The sequence below is a fragment of the Aeribacillus sp. SP014 genome (assembly GCF_054055575.1).
On the sequence record NZ_JBSRXI010000001.1, the window covers coordinates 3905226 to 3926409 of the forward strand.

The 21184-nt window shown below is 35.6% G+C and carries 23 protein-coding genes, 3 tRNA genes, 2 rRNA genes and 2 pseudogenes; 3 read left to right on the top strand and 27 right to left on the bottom strand.

What is annotated here, in order from left to right; all coding sequences use genetic code 11:
* Window positions 1-792 precede the first annotated feature (792 nt).
* The 15 genes and pseudogenes from ACVIJU_RS19015 to groES form a co-directional block, all read right to left on the bottom strand.
* Window positions 793-1347 (bottom strand): stage II sporulation protein M, encoded by a 555-nt coding sequence (locus ACVIJU_RS19015; RefSeq protein ID WP_327847886.1) that lies wholly within the window; start codon window positions 1345-1347, stop codon window positions 793-795.
* Window positions 1344-2069: an ABC transporter ATP-binding protein gene (locus ACVIJU_RS19020; RefSeq protein WP_327863435.1), complete on the bottom strand. Its 726-nt coding sequence runs from the start codon at window positions 2067-2069 to the stop codon at window positions 1344-1346. The genes ACVIJU_RS19015 and ACVIJU_RS19020 overlap by 4 nt, the downstream gene beginning before the upstream one ends.
* On the bottom strand, window positions 2062-3738 hold the full coding sequence (locus ACVIJU_RS19025) for a hypothetical protein (protein WP_094245016.1): 1677 nt from the start codon (window positions 3736-3738) through the stop codon (window positions 2062-2064). The genes ACVIJU_RS19020 and ACVIJU_RS19025 overlap by 8 nt, the downstream gene beginning before the upstream one ends.
* 125 nt (window positions 3739-3863) lie before the next feature.
* Window positions 3864-4034: pseudogene (locus ACVIJU_RS19030) on the bottom strand (circular bacteriocin, circularin A/uberolysin family); the annotation flags it as partial.
* Window positions 4035-4383: 349 nt separating this feature from the next.
* Window positions 4384-4971, bottom strand: coding sequence for a stage II sporulation protein M (locus tag ACVIJU_RS19035; protein ID WP_157727891.1), 588 nt, complete (start codon window positions 4969-4971; stop codon window positions 4384-4386).
* A gap of 2 nt (window positions 4972-4973) precedes the next feature.
* Window positions 4974-6572 (bottom strand): M48 family metallopeptidase, encoded by a 1599-nt coding sequence (locus tag ACVIJU_RS19040; protein WP_456687905.1) that lies wholly within the window; start codon window positions 6570-6572, stop codon window positions 4974-4976.
* A gap of 19 nt (window positions 6573-6591) precedes the next feature.
* Window positions 6592-6912: a hypothetical protein gene (locus ACVIJU_RS19045; RefSeq protein ID WP_327864132.1), complete on the bottom strand. Its 321-nt coding sequence runs from the start codon at window positions 6910-6912 to the stop codon at window positions 6592-6594.
* A gap of 138 nt (window positions 6913-7050) precedes the next feature.
* Window positions 7051-7242: a hypothetical protein gene (locus ACVIJU_RS19050; protein WP_063388693.1), complete on the bottom strand. Its 192-nt coding sequence runs from the start codon at window positions 7240-7242 to the stop codon at window positions 7051-7053.
* Between the two features lie 460 nt (window positions 7243-7702).
* Window positions 7703-8245: a type II toxin-antitoxin system PemK/MazF family toxin gene (locus ACVIJU_RS19055; RefSeq protein ID WP_082830346.1), complete on the bottom strand. Its 543-nt coding sequence runs from the start codon at window positions 8243-8245 to the stop codon at window positions 7703-7705.
* 96 nt (window positions 8246-8341) lie between these two features.
* Window positions 8342-8416: transfer RNA gene (locus tag ACVIJU_RS19060), tRNA-OTHER, on the bottom strand.
* A 44-nt stretch (window positions 8417-8460) separates the two neighbouring features.
* Complete coding sequence (locus tag ACVIJU_RS19065; RefSeq protein WP_063388692.1) at window positions 8461-8703, bottom strand: hypothetical protein; 243 nt, start codon at window positions 8701-8703, stop codon at window positions 8461-8463.
* Between the two features lie 15 nt (window positions 8704-8718).
* Window positions 8719-9006 (bottom strand): hypothetical protein, encoded by a 288-nt coding sequence (locus ACVIJU_RS19070; RefSeq protein WP_082830345.1) that lies wholly within the window; start codon window positions 9004-9006, stop codon window positions 8719-8721.
* Between the two features lie 60 nt (window positions 9007-9066).
* Window positions 9067-9327 (bottom strand): hypothetical protein, encoded by a 261-nt coding sequence (locus ACVIJU_RS19075; RefSeq protein WP_063388691.1) that lies wholly within the window; start codon window positions 9325-9327, stop codon window positions 9067-9069.
* A gap of 194 nt (window positions 9328-9521) precedes the next feature.
* Window positions 9522-11144, bottom strand: coding sequence for a chaperonin GroEL (gene groL, locus ACVIJU_RS19080; protein ID WP_063388690.1), 1623 nt, complete (start codon window positions 11142-11144; stop codon window positions 9522-9524).
* Window positions 11145-11197: 53 nt separating this feature from the next.
* Entirely contained in the window at window positions 11198-11482 is a 285-nt protein-coding gene (gene groES / locus ACVIJU_RS19085) for a co-chaperone GroES (protein ID WP_063388689.1), read from the bottom strand.
* Window positions 11483-11730: 248 nt separating this feature from the next.
* Between groES and ACVIJU_RS19090 the strand changes: the two genes are divergently transcribed.
* Window positions 11731-12462: a CPBP family intramembrane glutamic endopeptidase gene (locus ACVIJU_RS19090; RefSeq protein WP_063388688.1), complete on the top strand. Its 732-nt coding sequence runs from the start codon at window positions 11731-11733 to the stop codon at window positions 12460-12462.
* A gap of 4 nt (window positions 12463-12466) precedes the next feature.
* A complete protein-coding gene (locus ACVIJU_RS19095) occupies window positions 12467-12670 on the top strand; it encodes a YdiK family protein (RefSeq protein WP_063388687.1) in 204 nt (67 codons plus the stop codon).
* Between the two features lie 92 nt (window positions 12671-12762).
* Here the strand turns inward: ACVIJU_RS19095 and tatC are convergent, their stop codons facing one another.
* Genes tatC through ACVIJU_RS19110 form a run of 3 tightly spaced genes read right to left on the bottom strand, consistent with a single transcriptional unit; the run spans window position 12763 to window position 14361 of the window.
* A complete protein-coding gene (gene tatC / locus ACVIJU_RS19100; protein WP_130158248.1) occupies window positions 12763-13509 on the bottom strand; it encodes a twin-arginine translocase subunit TatC in 747 nt (248 codons plus the stop codon).
* Between the two features lie 22 nt (window positions 13510-13531).
* The gene (locus ACVIJU_RS19105) at window positions 13532-13705 is read right to left on the bottom strand and encodes a twin-arginine translocase TatA/TatE family subunit (RefSeq protein WP_063388685.1); all 174 of its coding nucleotides are present in this window, start codon (window positions 13703-13705) and stop codon (window positions 13532-13534) included.
* A gap of 14 nt (window positions 13706-13719) precedes the next feature.
* Window positions 13720-14361 (bottom strand): redox-sensing transcriptional repressor Rex, encoded by a 642-nt coding sequence (locus ACVIJU_RS19110; RefSeq protein WP_063388684.1) that lies wholly within the window; start codon window positions 14359-14361, stop codon window positions 13720-13722.
* 311 nt (window positions 14362-14672) lie between these two features.
* Between ACVIJU_RS19110 and ACVIJU_RS19115 the strand changes: the two genes are divergently transcribed.
* Window positions 14673-16595, top strand: coding sequence for an ABC-F family ATP-binding cassette domain-containing protein (locus tag ACVIJU_RS19115; protein WP_066248100.1), 1923 nt, complete (start codon window positions 14673-14675; stop codon window positions 16593-16595).
* A 274-nt stretch (window positions 16596-16869) separates the two neighbouring features.
* On the opposite strand, the pseudogene tsaD reads toward ACVIJU_RS19115, so the two are convergent.
* From tsaD to ACVIJU_RS19160, 9 genes and pseudogenes are all read right to left on the bottom strand, one after another.
* A pseudogene (gene tsaD / locus ACVIJU_RS19120) lies at window positions 16870-17890 on the bottom strand (tRNA (adenosine(37)-N6)-threonylcarbamoyltransferase complex transferase subunit TsaD).
* Window positions 17890-18369, bottom strand: coding sequence for a ribosomal protein S18-alanine N-acetyltransferase (rimI, locus tag ACVIJU_RS19125; protein WP_063388681.1), 480 nt, complete (start codon window positions 18367-18369; stop codon window positions 17890-17892). Before rimI ends, tsaD begins: the two are co-directional and overlap by 1 nt.
* Window positions 18339-19034: a tRNA (adenosine(37)-N6)-threonylcarbamoyltransferase complex dimerization subunit type 1 TsaB gene (gene tsaB / locus ACVIJU_RS19130; protein WP_117017331.1), complete on the bottom strand. Its 696-nt coding sequence runs from the start codon at window positions 19032-19034 to the stop codon at window positions 18339-18341. Before tsaB ends, rimI begins: the two co-directional genes overlap by 31 nt.
* Window positions 19015-19491, bottom strand: coding sequence for a tRNA (adenosine(37)-N6)-threonylcarbamoyltransferase complex ATPase subunit type 1 TsaE (gene tsaE / locus ACVIJU_RS19135; protein WP_117017332.1), 477 nt, complete (start codon window positions 19489-19491; stop codon window positions 19015-19017). The genes tsaB and tsaE overlap by 20 nt, the downstream gene beginning before the upstream one ends.
* Window positions 19478-20485 carry a thiamine-phosphate kinase gene (gene thiL / locus ACVIJU_RS19140; RefSeq protein ID WP_117017333.1) on the bottom strand — a complete coding sequence of 336 codons (1008 nt, stop codon included), beginning with the start codon at window positions 20483-20485 and terminating at the stop codon, window positions 19478-19480. The genes tsaE and thiL overlap by 14 nt, the downstream gene beginning before the upstream one ends.
* A 152-nt stretch (window positions 20486-20637) precedes the next feature.
* Window positions 20638-20713: transfer RNA gene (locus tag ACVIJU_RS19145), tRNA-Asp, on the bottom strand.
* 2 nt (window positions 20714-20715) lie between these two features.
* Window positions 20716-20792: transfer RNA gene (locus tag ACVIJU_RS19150), tRNA-Met, on the bottom strand.
* Between the two features lie 31 nt (window positions 20793-20823).
* A 5S ribosomal RNA gene (rrf, locus tag ACVIJU_RS19155) occupies window positions 20824-20939 on the bottom strand.
* A 139-nt stretch (window positions 20940-21078) separates the two neighbouring features.
* A 23S ribosomal RNA gene (locus ACVIJU_RS19160) occupies window positions 21079-21184 on the bottom strand; the annotation flags it as partial.

Below are 21184 nucleotides of genomic sequence, written 5' to 3' on the forward strand. Positions count from 1 at the left end.
AAGATCTCCCTGTACCTAAAATATGGGCGATAAAAAATTAGGGATAATCTTTTCCGAAAGGGTAATATGCCGAAACTTCCTTGAGCTTTCTCGCAGCCAAAGGCAATTTTCCCCTTGACCGATTCGCTATATATGCAGGATGGAATTTTGTCATGAAGACGTACACATTAATCGGAGCGAAATAGTTGAACTTTTATCGTTGCAAAAACATCAGGCAGCTCAATATCAACGTCATCTCTATTTTGTGATTTGGCCAGTTATTTTTCAGTCAAAATCATTTTTGAAAACAATAATGACTTTGTTTTAATTCGAAAATAGTTGCACAACTGACCAATGTAAGACTATACTTTTTGGGATAAGCAAATCACATACTGCCTAAGCCTTCCTTGGTCAATGGTTATAAATTCAGCATTCTGTTTGAGAGAAGAGTACTTCCTAATTGTAAAAAATAAAATGTTAAACAATAACTAATTTACCAATATTCCAAACCATACTAACTTGATACTTGGTTTATTCATAATATTCATTTATATACCCCTCGTAAGAAGATGATTTATTAAAAAAAATGAGAGTATAAAAAGAAACAGAAATTCAAAGCCCCAAAAAATGAATTTTAACATTTTATTGTTTATCTTTCCTCCTAATTGCCAAGCAAGAATAAACATAGACAAAATTAAGGGGAATAAACCTAAATATAGATTTTTAGTTAGTACTATAACGATCAATGCTAAGAAAAAAAGAGCAGTTGATAGAAAATTTGCAAATTTTGCACTCATGACATGACCTCCAATATTATAATGGGGTTATATACCATTCTATTATTGCTGCCAATGTAAGGAAAATTAATATTATACTGGTTAATAGGGCTATTTCAAATAACGTCTGTTTTATTAGCTGTTTTGTACTTAAAGAAGTACGGAAAAATTCAATAATAATTGATACGCCTTTTAATCCAATGATTCCACTTATTAATATCGCAGGTATCTCAAATATTCCATGCGGGATTAGCTTTACAAAAATACTTGAAATAGACAATCCAAGCTCCAATTGCTGCTGAATAGAGGAACCGACTATTAACCCATTGGTTATCAAAAATATAACAGTAGGAATACCTAGAGAAAGTAATCCCGAAGCAATAACTAGTGATGCCTTTATATTATTAAAAAGTAAGTTTTCTACATCAGAAGCCTGTATATAGTTTAAGTCTCCTCTTACTGCATCTATTCTAAACAAATACCCCCCTGCCATCCCCCCAAAAAATAAAAGTAAAGAAATGACAAACAATATTTTGTTATTAGATACAAGCTTACGAACAACATCTTTTATACCCCTTCCCTGAAAATTCATTTGCTCATCATTTCTCCAGAATTTTTACCTAAGTAAACTGATGTAATACGCTTTTCTATTGAATCGAGACTTAATTTATTGGTTGAAAATTCCTCGACAATTTTACCTTTATGTAAAATCCCTATTTTATCGCATAGAGAATGTGCCAATTCAAGTAAATGTGTCGTTAGAATAACTGTTTTATCTGCTTTTACAAACTTTTTTATATGTTGTCTTATAATATGTGAATTGATTAAATCGATTCCTGTCAAAGGTTCATCTAATAGTAATATATCTGGATCGTTCAATAATGCTGATGCAATAGATACCTTTTGTTTCATTCCGTGGCTATATGTCTTAATCAATTCATCTTTTGCTGATGTTAAATTGAAGAGGTCAATTAAATAAGAAACTTTATCTTTTCGCAACTCTTTCGGAACATCTAAAATAGATGCAAAGAACAAAAGATATTCTTCCCCGCTTAAATATTCATATAAAGCAGCAGAATCAGGAACAAAACTTATTTTTTTATTGCTTTTATTACCAACAGGATTCATATTATCAATGTATATTTCACCATTATCTGGTTTGGATAAACCTGCAAGGATACGTAGAAAGGTAGTTTTCCCAACACCATTCGTACCAACAATCCCATAGATACAACCCGTATCCACTTGGAAATTAAGGTTATCTAAAACGATATTTTCATCATATCTTTTAGATAAATTTTTCACCTTAATCATTTTTTAAGAAAACCTCCCTGACTGAAATTTGTTTAGTATACGCAGCAACGATGGCATAAGCGCAAAAGAAAAAAGCAACGAGAATTAATATTAGAATACATGCAACCATAGTGTTTAATTTTAATCCGAAAAATTGATCTGCGATCAGTAATCCTCCTATGAAAACCGTGTATAGATAAGTTAGACCATTATTTAAAATGCTTTCTATAAAATTAGCTTTATGGGATTCACCAATTTCATAGGGATGCTCCCAATTTATCCGTGGGTATAACGCTGTTGAGAATATTTGAAATAAACCACTCAGTCCACCATAGGTGAGCATAATAGTGATGGATAAAGCATACAGAAAAATATTTACATTTATAAAAACAGAAGATAATAAGACGACGAAAAAAGTGACTAGAAATGTAAAAATAAAATATATATACCATTTTTCTTTGACAATATCCCACATTGTATATTTGGTATAAACAAGCAAGTGTATATTCTTGGCCTCTGTATCAATCGCTAATATCATTTTTAGTGAGTCGCCAACAATTTGAAATATGGCAAAAGCAAATACTGTTATAATGGATAAAAAAAACAACGGTGATGTTGAATCAATAAAATGTTGTACGACTGGCAAGGCGATTCCGATAAATACTAGCAAGCCTAATATAGTTTTTCCTATATGCCCAATAAACCATGAACTAACACGCTTAATATGAAGTATGTCTTTTACAAAAAAATATTTATTCGTATTTATGAACTTATCTTTATCAGATATAGAGCTTTTACGGGTACGAATTTGGTAATAAGGTATTAAATCTAAATGATTTAATGTTTTGATCCATATCAAAGTGAATACACCAGCTATGAATAGCATGAAAAGAAAAACGATGAAAAGTTTATGAAATTCCAGATTATATATGTCCTTAGGCAGACTAAGTTCCATTAAAAAAGACTGATATTTTATCACAATATCTGCTAATTTAATTCCAAATTTTTGTGAATTGAATAACAGTGAAGTGATTGTGAAGGGTAATAAAAAAAATAAGAGCGCAAGGACTATAAATAGAAAAAAGCGATTTAATAAACGCAGTGATTGTATATAAAAAAAATGGGCAAACAAAAAGCGGAAGTATGAAAAAAACATAGTCATTATTAAACTTAATAGACTAAATAGCGGAAAATAGTAAATCAAAAATTTCGGCTCAAAACTTGGGTAATTTATATGTATTCCTAAAACTACAGGCATTAACAAAACGAACCACATTATCACTGTATTTTTCAATGAGTCACCATAAATAGAAGCAATGACTTGCAACACTCTATAACTTTTTAATTGAGACAACATTTTTGTCGTGTCATAATAAAAAACAGAAGATTTTTTATTAAAGAAACTTAATGAGTTGAAGAAAGCAAGAAATATTACAAAGCTCAAAAAGGCATTTAACCATGTATTTGCATCTAGATCTTTGATGATATAACCAGTTAAAAATACTGCGAAAAAAAACAAAGCACTCATAATAAAAATCATAATGAGTGTAATCCATCTATATATCTTTCTAAGATCAATTTTATCCAGCTGCCAGTCTACTAAAAATTTTCGCAGAGCAGATTTTCTGTTATATTTTATTATATTGATCATTTTATCTAAAAAAGAAAAGACAGAATTACTAGTAAACATTATTTAACTGGCACCTCCTGACTAGGTAAACAGAAAAAAGAAGGGGCATGTTAATTTTAGTATTAGCTGCGAATACAAGTTTTGCCGGATTTCCGCAGCTTGTGCTTGTACTCTTTCAGCTTTAATTACCAAGCAATAGCATATTTTCTTCCTGAATTTTGAATAACGGCTTTAATTGCAGTAATACCTCCAATTGCGCCGCTAAGTCCAGCTACTGCCGCTACAATCGACCAAAGGGTTGAACCTCCAGAAACCAAATCAATAATAAGCCCTGCTGTAGCCTGTTTAATTCCGAGTTTAGTAGCTAATCATGCGAAAGATGAATTTACAGTTCCTATTTCAGTAGTAACTTGAACTGCCATTAAACCTAATGCAAAAGTTAAAAGACTAGCAAGTAATCCTTTTTTTCAGGTCTACACATTGCTTCATTGTTACTATCTCCTAAATTAGCAATTTTATACAAATCCCTTCAATCCCCTAGATTACCATATATAGGGTTGATTGTAAATTAAATTCCATATAACACTTGTAAAATAGGAACTACTAACTATTATCATGCTTTCATCCTGGTACACAATTTTATTAATAGTTAACCGTGTCCGATTGTTCCATATAAGCCAAATTTTTTTCATATAAGTCCCCATCTCAAAGCCTTGTTGTTATAAGACCTTCAATTAACGCTGCCAAGAAAAGAAAAAATACATAGAGCACAAACAGTATAGACATATCTTTAAAATCTCTTTTTTGGAAAAAGGGCTTTTTTAATATAATGCACTTAAAAGTCACTACTGCAGGCTTTAGTGCGAATGCCCCAACAAGTATAATTGCTAGGATTTCAAAAACACCATGAAAAATTGTATATTTAAATACAAACCAAAAAGAGAATTCTTTTGATAAATAAAAGATACTAGTACTTAATAAATATCCTTGTAAAAGGATATACCAAAAAGAAACGAAACCAAATGAAAACACACCAATACATGCTGGCAATAAAATCATGAAATTATGAAAAAATATAGACTGCCACGTAAGCTCCTCATCATCGAGGTTTTCTGAAACTATTACTACAGCCTCCTGTTCCATGTCTGTTGCTTCTCTTATATCAGTTAACTGCAAATAAATCATTGGTCCAAAAAAACTTTTTAAAACAATTAAAAGTGAAAGTAAAAAAACATCTCGATTTCTTTCCAAAAATGCCATACCAAACGCCTTAAGTCGAAATATATTTTTCACGTTCATACCAAGTCCTTGATAAAGTTAATTCTTTTTTGGAAGGATGGATGAGTTTCTTTCCACTCTTTCCTTTTGAAGTCAAACTCGTCATTCTCTTTTTCACTGATTCGCTCTAACTTCATTAATGTTTGAATATATAACTCCTTATTCCCCAATTGCCTTACAGCAAATTCATCTGCTTGGTGTTCAAACATTTTACTAATTTTATTCGGAAGCCATTCTGTGAGCCCTATTAAAGCGATTATACCAACTGGGAAAATAAGGATATACTGTCCCCATCCAAATCCTAGCATAATTTTTCTAGTAAAGAACATCAGCAAACTAATAAGCGTCGCTACTCCAAAAGTAATAAACAGTATCCAACGACCATGCTTTCGTTTGATATGTCCAATTTCGTGAAATAACACTGCCTTTACCTCATCTAAAGTAAATTTTTTTATCAAACCTTCTGTCATGTAAATGTTAATGCTTTTTTTAGATGCAAAAGGAGTACTATACACCCAAGCATTCGTCTCATTCTCGGACTCTTTCTTCGTAAATAGGTTAACGTTTATACTACATGCAGCTTCTATCGTTTTTTTCAAAGAGTAAAATTGCTCGGTGAATCCCACATTTTCATAGTTCCCCATGAAACGATGTATTACAGTATAAACTAGCATTATAATAAGGGTTAACGATAAATACCAAGCAGCAAATAAATACCATTTGTCCACAATTTTTACATATAGGGATAGTGGAAAAAGGAAAAATGAGAAAAAGTAAGCAAGACTTCCTATAGTGAGTACAAAAATTATAACTATTTCCCTTTTTGAAAATTCAAGGAAATCTGATTCCTCCATTTCAGACTCTCCTTCAATATCCTCATCACTTTTTATCGTCCATTGGTATATAGCAGTTGTCAATGAAACTGATAAAAACGTCGGGAGAAAGATACATAACAAAATGCTCCAAATGTATGATTTTGTTAAAAGTAGTGCGTAACCCATCGAAAAATGATAGTTTAATATCAATGGAAGGATTCCAGCTAAGATAAACGGAACAAACAATGTAAAAAGATTGCGCCATGGAAGAACCTTGTTAATAAACAATGCCAAAAGAAAAGGCAATAAAAATGAACAACCATATATCAAAAAAGTAAGAGTTTTACTAAACTCCGTCTTCAATTGGATGGAGAATGATCCATCATTTTTTGCAGCACGTATTATATATTCATTAAAAAAAAATTTCCTCTTACTAGACTGAATCGTCACTTCCTTACTAAAAGACGGTTTAACCCCTCTTCTCGTCATAACAGTCAGCTCTTCTCCAGCAGGTAAGATAATGTTTTCTGTATTGACTTTGGTAAATTGATAATCAATAGGTCCAATATGAAAAGCGAGCGGACGATTGGTAGAGTCTTCTTCAGTATTTTCAATATCTAAAAGATAGTCCCCTTGGTAGATGGAATAGCCAGTTAAAAGCTTCTGGACTCCTACATTTTTTTTTGAATCGAGAAGAATAAATGGCGATAAAACAGCTGAACGGATACTTAACTCAACCATAATAACCGAAACTGTAAAAAACGCCGTGACCAATAAAAATATGAGCATTCTTTTTTTCATAATAACTACTCTCCTTAATTTATAGGAAACTTGTCATAATCGATGGAATTGTTTTTAATGTCAAGTTTGCTACAAAGATAATACTTACAATAAGTAAAGGAGCAACCCGTCTTTCAGATTTCAATAATGCTTTAACACCAAAATACAATAAGACAAACTGCCATATTAAAAAAGGCTCAACTTGATTAAGAAGAGCAACAGCCACATCATGATCTAGATTTGGAACCAGAACCTGCAGTCCTACCGGTTCAAATACTTCTCCTGCAATTAAAACAAGTGTAGCAAAAGATATTGTTTTAAGAATAATCATATTCTTTTTTATTATTTCGATAATCTTCATGTACTGATACAATTTGACGAAGGTTATAATCATTAGCAATACAAATATCACGAAGAACTCTTAATATTAACAAATGATTCTCATTTAATTTAAGAAAGTATTTCAAGTAACATTTTCTTACTTTATTTTTTATTTCGTTCATTTTCTTCCCTCCTGATAAATTGCATCATCCACTAAATCAATATCGCCATTGGCAAAATGCTGTACTGCTCCAATGTACTGCCATTCATCTGTTCCTTTTAGCTTTATATAATGAGCAAATGTTACACTATAATCAGATTCACTTACTGTTTCCGTCTTTATTTCAAACAAATCACTGGCTTTTATCATCTTCTTCCCTCCAAATAAAAAAAGCACCCTGAAAAAAGGATGCTTATACACAATTTTTATTAATTTTTTGATTAACTATTGAATTATACGTTAGTATAATTCAATAGGGCATTACAAAATTCCTTCTTTTTTAAAAAATTTACAACGAAAAAGACCTCCATATGGTTATTGAGGAGGTCTTTAATGACTGATAAAAGCAGGAGACAAAACTCCTGCCCCATTTCAAAGATACACAAAACTTCCATTTGGAAGCCTATTGTCACTAAAGTGACTAAATAATTTTTTGAAATGGTGTAAATATTTTATGCACTGTTGACAAAAATATGATTATTAAATGAAATTGGGGAAGACAATTTCTCCCCCTAACAAAACTCAAAAGATTGAGCCATTTGCCTTGTTTAAGGCTAAATAAATTTTATGAGTTCATTTTAAAGTATTATATAAGGGTTTGTCAATAGATTTATTTTAAACCTAATTGATTTTTTACTTTTTTATTTATTTCTTTGAATAATTCATTTTTTATCTTACCTACTCTTTTATCTAATCGAGCTTTATCAATTGTTAGTATTTCTGTAACATTTATTCTAGATGGATCTTTATCTAGTTTGCCATAATACATATCATTATTAGTGAGTTTGACATGAAACGTTTCGTTAATATTATTTCCATCACCTTTAATCGTTAATACATTAACGGTATCAGCAAACATATTTCCGGTGTCGTTTTGTAATATTAAGACCAAATGATTTTCACAGAGTTCGCTACCTATATTCTCTCCAATTAGAGCATTGTAAATTTGACCTCGTTTAACTTGAATAGGATGAATTTTATTAGGATTAGCATTTCTTTTTTTTTGATTTTGAATTGCTAATTCATGTAATGAGCATTCAATAGGTATATTTTTTATAATCCCCTCTGCTTTAGGAAAGTATTCTTCTTTCATTTTTGGTTTTAGATCTTGAACTTCCTTAACAAGTTTTGACATTTTTTCTTCAATACTCATTCTATCATCCTCCAATCTTCTCTATATTTTACCATATTTCGAGAATGATAGGAGGAATTTCCTAGTAACTTCGACAAGAGAAAACACATTTTACGGTGAACTCGGCAGGATTCGAACCTGCAAACCGCACAGTATTCAAACTGGCTGCTCTAACCGTTGAGCTACGAGTCCAAAAAGAAAAAATAAAAAACCACATTCCCTGAATGTAGTTTTCATCACCAATTCTTTTCAATCTCATTACTAAATTTCTTCATAAACAAATATTGGTTCAACGCAATCAAAAACAATAACACATAAATAAACACGCCAATTCCACCAGCTACATAATAATTAACATTTACTTTAAATAGCGTTTCAATCAACCAAGCAATTCCACACGCTAAAGCCGCAAATACAGTACACCACATCAAAGAAATAATAGCTGTGATAACTTTTTGTGATCTAGTCATTTTAAACATTTGATTTATTCCCTTTCACTTAGCATGATATTCTTCAATTACCTTGCATAAGTAAACATCTACACCATTTTCGTTTTCATCATTTTTTCTTCGTTCAAATTCTGCCTTTGCTTCCTCGTATGTATCAAATATTTCTTGCCCGGCATCACAATAATCACTAAAAACAGCATGTTTATCCTTAAAGCCATTCTCCCAATCCTCAAACGAACACTGTCCACATTCCATTTCTCCAGCTTTCTCATACGGGATTTTTAAACCACATTTAGTACATTTAAATAAACTAGGAATTTCAATTTTTTTCATTCAATTCACCTTTCTAATTGATTATATTACCTTCTTAATCTCAAACTCTATCCAATCGCCTTACTGTAACAACTTCAAAGTACAATAACGGTAAAAATCATCATCAAAAGGAACTTCTTTATACTGCCTAAAATTAATTATGTAATGCATATACATTTCCGCATATTCAGGTTTATCATTAAAAAACTCAATCACATTCTTTTTCCATTGTTCGTCTATGTAGGCATGTGCAGCTTTTTCATCATAATTAAATTTCTTTAAAATATCCTCATTCGGCTTAAAAAGTTCTTCTTCCTTATAAGCATATTGACCATCAATCAATAGTTGATAAATTCACCTAGAAGCGTTTCATAATTTCTTATGTTCGCTTTTGTTGTGTTTTTAAATTTCCGATCTTCTAAAAAATCTTGATATGCAAATTTGAGCAACAAAAAAGGACTACCTCCTTTCTTTATAGGAAGTAGTCCTTACGATTGAATATATTTGTTTCTGTGACTAGTTCTCTTGGGCAATTATTACATCATTCCGCCCATGTCAGGCATGCCTGGGTTGCCGTTGCCTTTGTTTTCTTCTGGTTTGTCAGCAACAACTGCTTCAGTTGTTAAGAACATAGCGGCAACGGATGCTGCGTTTTGAAGAGCAGAACGAGTTACTTTTGTTGGGTCAACGATACCAGCTTCGATCATGTTCACCCATTCGCCTGTAGCAGCGTTAAAGCCGATTCCAACTTCTTCTTTTTTCAAGCGTTCAACGATAACAGAGCCTTCTAAACCAGCGTTGTGAGCGATTTGGCGAACTGGCTCTTCTAAAGCGCGAAGAACGATGTTTACACCAGTTTGAACGTCGCCTTCTGCTTCAATTTCAGCAACTTTTTTGTAAACGTTAACTAGAGCTGTACCACCACCGGAGACAATTCCTTCTTCCACTGCTGCACGAGTGGAGTTAAGAGCGTCTTCGATGCGAAGTTTACGTTCTTTCAATTCTGTTTCAGTAGCGGCACCAACTTTGATAACTGCTACGCCGCCAGCTAATTTTGCTAAGCGCTCTTGAAGTTTTTCTTTATCAAATTCAGAAGTTGTTTCTTCCAATTGAGCTTTAATTTGATTTACGCGAGCTGCAATTTTGTCGCTTGCGCCTGCGCCTTCAACAATTGTAGTTGTTTCTTTCGTTACAACAACTTTTGCAGCGCGGCCTAATTGAGAAATAGTAGCGCTCTTAAGATCTAAACCTAAATCTTCTGTAATAACTTCACCATCTGTTAAAATGGCGATATCTTCTAACATTGCTTTGCGGCGGTCACCGAATCCAGGAGCTTTTACAGCTACAGCATTAAATGTACCGCGAAGTTTGTTCACAACTAATGTTGCTAAAGCTTCGCCTTCAACATCTTCAGCAATGATTAATAAAGGTTTGCCTTGTTGTACAACTTGCTCAAGAACTGGCAAGATTTCTTGGATGTTAGAGATTTTCTTGTCGGTAATTAAAATGTATGGATTTTCAAGAACAGCTTCCATTTTATCAGAATCTGTTACCATGTATGGAGAAGCATATCCGCGGTCAAACTGCATTCCTTCTACAACGTCTAGCTCAGTAGTGAAACCTTTAGATTCTTCAATAGTGATAACGCCATCGTTACCAACACGTTCCATTGCTTCAGCAATTAATTTACCTACTTCATCATCCGCAGCAGAAATAGCAGCAACTTGAGCAATTGATTCTTTTCCTTCAATTGGTTTAGAAATTGCTTTTAATTCTTCAACAGCTGTAGCAACTGCTTTTTCAATTCCTTTACGCACACCCATTGGGTTTGCGCCAGCTGTTACGTTTTTAAGTCCTTCGCGGATCATTGCTTGAGCTAAAACTGTTGCAGTAGTTGTACCGTCCCCAGCAACATCGTTTGTTTTGCTAGCAACTTCTGCAACTAATTTTGCACCCATGTTTTCAAATGGATCTTCTAATTCAATTTCTTTTGCAATCGTAACGCCATCGTTTGTAATTAACGGAGAACCGAATTTTTTCTCAAGAACAACGTTACGGCCTTTTGGTCCTAAAGTAACTTTAACCGCATCTGCTAATTTATCCACACCACGCAGCATTGCACGACGTGCTTCTTCACTGAATTTAATTTCTTTTGCCATGTTGCGAAAACCTCCTCAAAATTTAAATTGTCTATGATATTGGGCTGTCTCTATTAGCCGATCACAGCCAAAATGTCGCTTTCACGCAAAATTAAGTATTCTTTGCCGTCATATTTTACTTCTGTGCCGGCGTATTTTGAGAAGATAATGCGATCGCCAACAGCAACTTCAACTGCAACACGTTCACCGCTGTCTAATACACGACCAGTACCAACTGCTACTACTTTACCTTCTTGAGGTTTTTCTTTAGCTGTGTCAGGCAATACGATGCCGCTTGCTGTTTTTTCTTCTGTTTCAACAAGTTCAATTACAACGCGATCACCTAATGGCTTTAACAAGGGAAACAACCTCCTCAAATATCTTTTGAGATTTTCAAAATTTATTCCTTATTCATTATTAGCACTCATTGCTATCGAGTGCTAACACCAATTATTATATTAAAGAAACCTCCTCTATTTTTCAAGTCTCTTTTAAAAAAATTTTAACATCCTCCATTAAGTGCTTCCCTTGTCAAAATTGTTTTTCTTTCTTAAAACCATTGTGTGTTAAAATAGTCATATGAATCTTTTATAAAGGAGAACTATTCGTGAAAAAGCAATATTGGTGGATCATCATTACGTACATCATTATGCAGCTCTCATCCTATATTGGAGTTCCCCTTTTTTATGAACTGGGTGTTGGCGTCGATGAAAATCTCAATGCAGGACTTTTTCAAGCGCAAGCATATTGGTCGATTACAAGTTTTACTGCTGCGTTTGTCATTATTTTATTTCTCCTTCGTCATGAACGAAAAAATAATGTCCGGATTGAAAAAGCTTCTTTCGGCGAATCTGCCATATGGGCTGTTTTCGGAGTTTTTTTAGCTTTTTTCATTCAAACAATCGTTGGCAATATTGAAATATATGTACTTAAAGTTAATCCGATGTCGGAAAATACTCAAGTTATTATGGATTTAATTGAAGCAACGCCTTATTTGATTATTGTCACATCAATAATAGGACCGATTCTTGAAGAAATTATCTTCCGAAAAATTATTTTCGGGGTGATTTATCAAAAAACGAATTTTTGGATCGGCGCGCTTGTCAGTTCGCTATTGTTCGGCATCGTGCATGGGGAGCCTGAACTTTTATTGCGTTATACAGCAATGGGATTTACGTTCGCTTTTTTATATTATAAAACAAAACGCATATTAGTCCCTATTTTTGCCCATACAATGATGAATACAATCGTAGTCATCATTCAAACAATTTATCATGATGAGATTGAAAACATGATGAAGCAAATGGAACAAATACAAATCATTATTGGAGGCAGCTAAGATTATGAATTTTCATCCCGTTTCCATGGGACTCTTCTATTTTATCATGGGAGTTCTATTTACATATTTAGCAATTCATCATGCTGAAAATGGTATGTGGACAGCTACAAATATGATTTTAATGATTTTAGCCACGTTTGATTTTGCTGTTTCCATCCGCATGTTCACTTTCTCATATAAAATTCGGAAAGCAAAAAACAACCGATGAGGTGTAATGATATTATCCCTCTTGTGTAGACAGTAGGAAAAAAGCCTATACTGTCTACTTGACAGGGATATGTTTATAACAGCCCATCGGTTTTACTTTTGATCTGATTCTTTTATTTGAGAAGACTGTGCTTTTTTGTAAGCAAATCTTGAAACAATGATACTTATTTCATACAAAATGAATAGCGGAATCGTGACCATTAAATGCGACACAATTTCAGGCGGCGTAATGATCGCTGCGATAACAAGCAATACAAAATACGCATATTTTCTAACCTTTACCAAAAACGCCGGATTGATGATCCCGAGTCTTGTTAAAAACATTATGACAACGGGAAGCTGAAACAACAGTCCGAAAGGCAATGTTAACTGCAGCAGGAAACGAAAGTATTCATTTATTCCTATCATTTGTTGAATGTTTAAATCATTGGAAAGCCGCCCCATAAAATCGATGACAAAAGGAAACAAAATAAAATAAGAGAAGCTTATACCTAAAAGAAATAAAGCAACCGACAACGGTATATAGCTTAATGTGACCCGCCTTTCTTTTTCATACAGTCCTGGGCTGATAAACGCCCAAAGCTGGTACAATAAAACAGGGAAAGTTAGAATTAAAGCAATAATAAATGTAAACTGCATATAAACGATCAATGGATCTGCAGGACGAAAAGCATTTAAGGCGAATTGCTTCGCTTCATCAGTTTGCTGTAAAAAAACAATAATTGGCTTCGCTATGAAAAAGCCAGTAATCATAGCAACGAAAAAGAAAACGACTACAATAATCAGCCGTTTTCTAAGCTCCGCTATATGCTCCAACACGGACATTTTTTTTTCGCTCATCATTATTCATCCATTCTTCTTGCTATTCATTTTTCTTGTTTTCTTCATCATCGTCTGCTAAGCCCTTCGTGGCACTTTTAAACTCCTTTAATGATTCTCCTATAGCTTTTCCAAGCTCAGGAAGTTTTTTCGGCCCGAAAACAAGCAGAGCTGCAAATACAATCAACAGCAAGCTTCCAATTCCAATTGTTGGCATTTAATATCGCTCCTTCAATCTTCATTCGAATAATGTTTTAAAAAATATGCAAGAGCCTGAAGTTCAACAGATAGATCGATATGATGAATCCGAATTTTATCCGGAACATTTAAGCGAGCCGGCGTAAAATTTAAAATGCCTTTTATGCCTTTTTCCACTAACCGATCCGTTATTCCTTGAGCGGCGGTTGCCGGGACCGTTAATATCGCAACAGGCACATCATCAGGCAATTCACTTTCTAGCTGATCCAAATGATAAATTGGAACTCCACCAATTTTCATTCCTACTTTTCGTTTATTAATGTCAAATGCAATAACAATTTGTGTGTTGTTATTTTTTGTAAAATTGTAATTTAAAAAAGCTGTTCCCAAATTTCCGACGCCAATGAGGGCAACTTTGGTCAACTCATCTTGGTCAAGCGTCTTTCTAAAAAATGATAACAAATAATTGACATTATATCCATAACCTTTTTTGCCCAGCGCTCCGAAATATGAAAAGTCCCTTCTAATTGTCGCAGAATCTACTTTTACTGCTTCACTCAGTTCTTGAGAGGAAACACGTTGTTTTCCCGAGGCATGTAAATTTTGCAAAAACCGATAATATAGAGGTAATCTTTTTGCAGTTGCTTGCGGTATCTTAGATTGATCTTGATTCAATGCTCATCCCTCGCAATCCAAAACAACCTGACTAATTTTGTTTTTAACTATGTTTTCTAGCAAGCGGCTGCTCGCCTGTATGAAACAATATCAGACTGATAACGCTTCCATCCTGATCTTCTTCTCCGTCTACATTTCTTTTTATTTGTTTTTTCTCTAAACTCTCCTTATATAAAAACTATACACTATTTTTTTATTCGTGTCTTTTGAACGATTGTTACAATTTCTTGTCCTTTTGTTCATCAGGTCAGTTGCCTGCAGTCAAATATATAGGCTACACTTATTCTAGCAAAGATTGAGGTGAACTATGGATGATTTTATTGCAGTTAAACAAAATCACAAAATATTATGGTGCTGACCTTATTTTATCGAATATTAAGCTGGAAATCCAAACAGGAGATAAAATCGCCGTTGTAGGCCGCAATGGAGCCGGAAAATCAACATTATTGAAAATCATTGCCGGTGAAATGCCCTTTGATTCTGGTGAAATTGTGAAGCCAAAAGATTTAACAATCGGCTATCTGGCACAAAACACAGGATTAGAATCAACTAAGTCGATATGGGATGAAATGCTAACCGTTTTTGAAGAGCTGCGGAACATCGAAGCTGAGCTGCGAAATATTGAACAAAAAATGGCAGCTATCTCCTCAGCTGGAGATTCTCATGCTTTGCAAAGCTTAATGAAGGAATATGATTCACTCCAACATTTATATAAAGAAAATGGCGGATATCAATATGAGGCGGATATCCGTTCTGTGCTGCATGGATTAGGGTTTGCTGATTACGACTATTCAACTAAAATTTCGGTTTTGAGCGGAGGACAAAAAACCCGGTTAGCACTCGGAAAGCTCCTGTTGAAAAAACCGGATCTGCTCATACTCGACGAGCCGACAAACCATCTCGACATGGAAACATTAAACTGGCTCGAACAATATTTACAGCATTATAATGGAGCGGTTCTAATTGTTTCCCATGACCGGTACTTTTTAGATCGCGTTGTCAACACTGTTTATGAAATATCACGAACAGTTTGTACGAAGTATGTTGGGAATTACAGCGCTTATTTAAAACAAAAAGCGGAAGCGTACGAAAGGGAATTAAAACAATTTGAAAAACAGCAAGAAGAAATCGCGCGGATGAAAGATTTTATTCAACGAAACTTAGCAAGAGCATCGACAACGAAACGTGCGCAAAGCAGAAGGAAAATGCTTGAGAAAATGGAAATACTGGACAGGCCCGCTGGGGACGAGAAGTCAGCCAGCTTTTCCTTCGAAATCGAAAAGCAAAGCGGCAATGACGTGTTAAAAGCCATTGATTTGTCCCTTTCCTACGATCAAAAAACTCCGATCGTGAAAAATATTAACTTTTCGATCAACAGGAAGGACTCAATTGCCTTAATAGGGCCAAACGGAGTTGGAAAATCTACCTTATTAAAAACGATCATCAACCGCTTAAAGCCGCTGAGCGGAAAAATTCAGTTTGGATCTAATGTCCAAATCGGATATTATGACCAGGAACAAGCGGATTTGTCTTCATCTAAACGGGTTTTAGATGAATTGTGGGATGACTATCCCGAAAAAACAGAAAAAGAAATCCGAACGGTTTTAGGGAATTTCCTTTTTTCAGGAGATGAAGTGCTGAAAACCGTCTCGTCTTTAAGCGGAGGAGAAAAAGCTCGGCTCGCTTTAGCGAAATTAATGCTAAAAAAAGCTAACTTTCTCATCATGGATGAACCTACGAATCATCTGGATCTCGACAGCAAAGAAGTATTGGAAAACGCTCTGATAAATTTTCCTGGAACAATCTTGTTTGTTTCGCACGATCGTTATTTTATCAACAAAATCGCGACCAAAATTTTTGAATTATCCACAGAAGGCATTGCCGAATATATCGGGGACTATGATTATTACATTGCAAAAAAAGCGGAGATGATCGAGCTTGAACAGTTGAAAGAACCAACTATCGAAACCAAAGAGCAAAAACAAGGAAAATTATCTTATGAACAAGAAAAAATATTGAAAAAAAAGGAACGGCAAAGACAGCGCCGCATTGAAGAACTTGAAAACAAAATAGCAGAAATTGAAGAAGCGATCGCTGAAAACAATGAAATGCTTTGCGATCCAAATATATACCAAGATCATGAAAAAGCTCAAAAACTTCATGATCAAAATGTCATGTTAACGGAACAACTAGATCAGCTGATAGAGGAATGGGAATCACTTCTTTCTGAATAACCGGCTCATGCCGGTTTTTTATTTATTTTGTTTCCTTCAGCATGTTTCTCTCAAACAGTTATCCACATCATTAGTTCCTTACCTTATAATATTTTTCTTATTTGTTCACATTATCCACAACAAACCCCTTTAGTTATCCACATGTTTCACCTTATTTTTTCTTCTTCTATTTCAACGTTTCGTCTTATTTATCCAAAATGAAGATTTTCTTTGTGGATAACCTGTGGTTAAAATAAAAAAATAGGGCCGCTGTTCATTCGACCCTATTTTGCCTTTATATATATGACGTTAATTCCAATCCAGGATGAGCATTCATACGATAATCACCGAAAATTCCTTTTTCATAAAGTACATCAGCGAAAGCTGCAATCATGGCCGCATTATCTGTGCATAAGGACAATGGTGGAATGACGAGGTCGATCCCTTTTTTCTTTTTGAATGCTACCTCCATAGCAGTTCTTAATCCTTTATTCGCCGCTACTCCGCCTGATAAAAGAACTTGCTTAGCTTGATACTTCTCACTGGCACGAACAGTTTTTTCCACTAAAACTTCTACAACACTTTGCTGAAAACTTGCAGCCATATCTTTCGGATCTATCGTGATCCCTCTTTGCGCCGCGTTATGAAGAGTGTTAATCACCGCTGACTTCAGCCCGCTGAAACTAAAATGAAACGAGCCTTCTTCAAGCCATGCTCGCGGCAAATCAATGGAAAGCAGTTCCTTCATGTGCTAGCCTGTCGATATGAGGCCCGCCCGGATAAGGCAGGTTTAATGTTCGCGCTACTTTATCATAAGCCTCTCCTGCTGCATCATCAAGTGTTTCCCCAATCACCTCAAAACAACCGTGCTCCTTCATATAGACAAGCTCTGTATGGCCGCCGGAAACAACTAATGCAATCAGCGGGAAAGAAAATTCTTTCACAAGACGGTTTGCATAAATGTGTCCTGCAATATGATGTACTCCGATTAGTGGAAGATCATACGCAAAAGCTAAAGCCTTTGCGGCATTGACTCCAATCAATAATGCACCAACCAGCCCCGGTCCTTCTGTCACGGCTATGGCGTTCAAATCGTGATACGAAAGATTCGCCTGTTTTAACGTTTCTTCTAATACGAGAGTAATTTGCTCGACATGATGGCGTGAAGCGATTTCTGGAACGACTCCGCCAAAACGTTTATGGCTTTCAATTTGGGAAGCAACGACTTGTGCAACAATTTCTTTTCCGTTTTTCACAATGGCAGCTGCTGTTTCATCACAGCTTGTTTCAATTCCTAAAATTAATCGATCTTTCATTATAAATTCACCTGCATTAATATCGCATCTTCTTGGTTATCCGTATAATAGTTTTCCCGGATTCCGATTGGTTCAAAATTCAATTTCTTATATAATGATTGCGCAACCGTATTCGAAACTCGGACTTCTAATGTAACGGTTTTGGCTCCTTTTTCTTTTGCTACGTTTAAAACGCTTCTAAGCAGGGTCTCTCCCAGCTTTTTTCCCCGATACGCTGGAGAAATAGCAATATTGGTAATCTGCCCATCATCAACAATCACCCATAAACCGCAATACCCTACAACTTTTCCTTCATATTCTATTACTAAATAAGTAGCAAAATGATTATGGACCAATTCCCGATAAAATGATTCCTTTGTCCAAGGAACCGAAAATGACAGCTGTTCGATTTCATAAACACGATGTATATCTTCAACTGTCATTTTTCGAACATTTACTTGATTATTAATCATGTTGACGTTTTTTGCTGCTCGATCCATTTCGCTTCCGCCTCTGCTAACCTTAAATAATTTGGCACAAACTGATGAACATTGACTGCTTCTCTAGTCATTCCCATCAAACCTAGCAATCCCGGACGCGGCTGGTGCAATGACGGATCCCCGATGACTGCCAACTCACCCATTATTTCTTTGATCAGATCTAAATGAAGAGAAACATCATTCCCTAAAAAGAGCACCCGCTTTTTGAGCTGTTTTATTTCATTCAACCAATCTTCTAGCAGAATATTTCTGTCTTCTTTCACACAAAGTATGTTTTCTTTAAATTCATACAGCCCGGTATAAACTCGTCCTCTTCTTGCATCAAATAAAGGGCAAATCAATCCGTCAAAAAAACGCCCGTTCAGCGCAAGCACTTCAAGACTGGAAACGCCCGTTAAAGGAATGTTTCTAGCCCATGCAAGCGTCTTAGCAATTGTTACACCGATTCGCACACCAGTATAAGAGCCAGGACCTTGGGCAACCACAATCTTTGTTAAGTCGCTGGGCTGAACGTGGCACTCTTTCAAAAGATAATCAACTGCCGGCATTGCACGAACAGAATGGTTTTTTTTCAAGTTCGTCATATATTCGCCAATAATTTTAGTTTCGTCTACTAACGCAATGCCTAAACAGTCGTTTGATGTATCAATCGCTAATACCGTCATCAGTGAAAAACTCCTTACACAGCTTAATATATCTTTTTCCCTTCGGCCTAAAAATTAGAGATCTTGTATTGTCCTGAATGTAACGGATGAATACATCCAGTCTTTCCTCCGGCAGTTGATCTTCTATATATTGCGCCCACTCTACAACTGTTACACCGTCTCCATCAAAAAACTCATCAAACCCTAAATCCTCATCGCTATTTTCAATCCGATAAACGTCCATATGATAAAGCGGCAGTCTGCCGTCTGTATACTCCTTCATGATTGTAAAAGTAGGACTGTTCACTGTTCTGCCAATGCCCAAACCTTTTGCCAGTCCTTTCACAAATGTAGTTTTGCCTGCTCCAAGATCTCCTTCAAGCGTAATCACATCGCCCGCTTGTAAGTGCTGAGCCAGCTTCATCGCCATATTCCCTGTCTCTTCAGGATTTGTCGTTTTTATTTCAAATTGATCCAAATGAATCACCTTTTTTAAAATGATTGTAGCCTTTGCTTAATAGCCGTTTGCGAATATTTTTTTCTTGCAAATAAACCGATGGGCTGCCTTCAAATACTTCTCCGATCTTCGTTATGCGTATTCCTTCTTGCTCGCATTTTTTTTTCAATACTTCAAAGGAATGTTTAGAAGTCGTTCCTACCAGTTCAAAATCTTCTCCTCCAGTGATAGCCCACTCAAATTGCTTTTCTAACGGCAATAATTGTATTGAATCACTTAATGGAAGAAGATCTTTATGTACGACGATTTGTACGTTGCTCATGTCAGCTATCTCATTCAATTCGCTTGCAATACCGTCGCTAATATCATTAAGGCTCGCCCGATCCACTTCAGAAATAATCCTGCCCGCTTTTACTTGCGGCTTCGGACGTCTATGGCGAGATACTAAATATTGATAATCGTCCTCCGGCAAATTGAACTCATCGTTTAATAGAAGGTGCAATCCAGCAGCTGAATCCCCCAGAGTACCCGTAACAAAAACCACATCCCCCGGTCTTGCTGAGCTTCTCAATTGGGCTTTCCCGCTTTCAACTTCTCCAATCAAGGTGACGGTGACGACGAGGTGATCAGCAATAGAAACAGTATCTCCACCGATTAAATCCACTTTATATTTTTCTGCGGCATCTGCCATTCCTTTGTATATAGATTGTAAGTCTTTCTCGTGCCATCGAGAGGGAATCGCAATGGAAACTAAAAAATACTTTGGAATCCCGCCCATTGCGGCAATATCACTAATGTTCACTGCCAAACATTTAAAGCCGATATCAAAAGGCTCCATTGTTTTACGTAAAAAATGAACCCCTTCGACCATTGTGTCTGTGCAGACTATTTGCTGAAAACCTTTATTCGGTGTGTAAACTGCGGCATCGTCACCTATTCCGACAACAAGGCCTTCATGAAAATAATGTGCTGGCCGAATACTTCGGATAAACTCAAATTCATCCTGAATTGACATATAAAACCTCTTTCTTTAAAAGATGCTCTCCTAAAGAATCCAATTCAATCCTCTTGTATAGTTTACCGCATATGTTTAGCTTATCCAAGATATTCATAAAATAAAAAAACGAAACGTTCAACGTTTCGTTAGTTGTTCGTATATTGTTGTAATGGCGGTCCCGACGGGAATCGAACCCGCGATCTCCTGCGTGACAGGCAGGCATGTTAACCGCTACACTACGGGACCATTGGTTGCGGGGGCAGGATTTGAACCTGCGACCTTCGGGTTATGAGCCCGACGAGCTACCGGACTGCTCCACCCCGCGATAATTTAAAAAGCTTATATTCAAATGAATTGCCTGGCAGCGTCCTACTCTCGCAAGGGACAAACCCTCACTACCATCGGCGCTGAAGAGCTTAACTTCCGTGTTCGGGATGGGAACGGGTGTGACCTCTTCGCCATTGCCACCAAGCAATTTTTTTCTATTCATTGTTCCATTCAGTTCGATGGACAACTAATATTATAACTTTTTGATCGCAGTTGTCAACACTTTTTTGAATATCATTCTTTCAAAACTAGATAACGGTTCCTTCACGAATAGATGCTCTTACTTGGTTAAGTCCTCGATCGATTAGTATCCGTCAGCTCCACGTGTCACCACGCTTCCACCTCGGACCTATCTACCTCGTCATCTTCAAGGGATCTTACTCGCTTTTC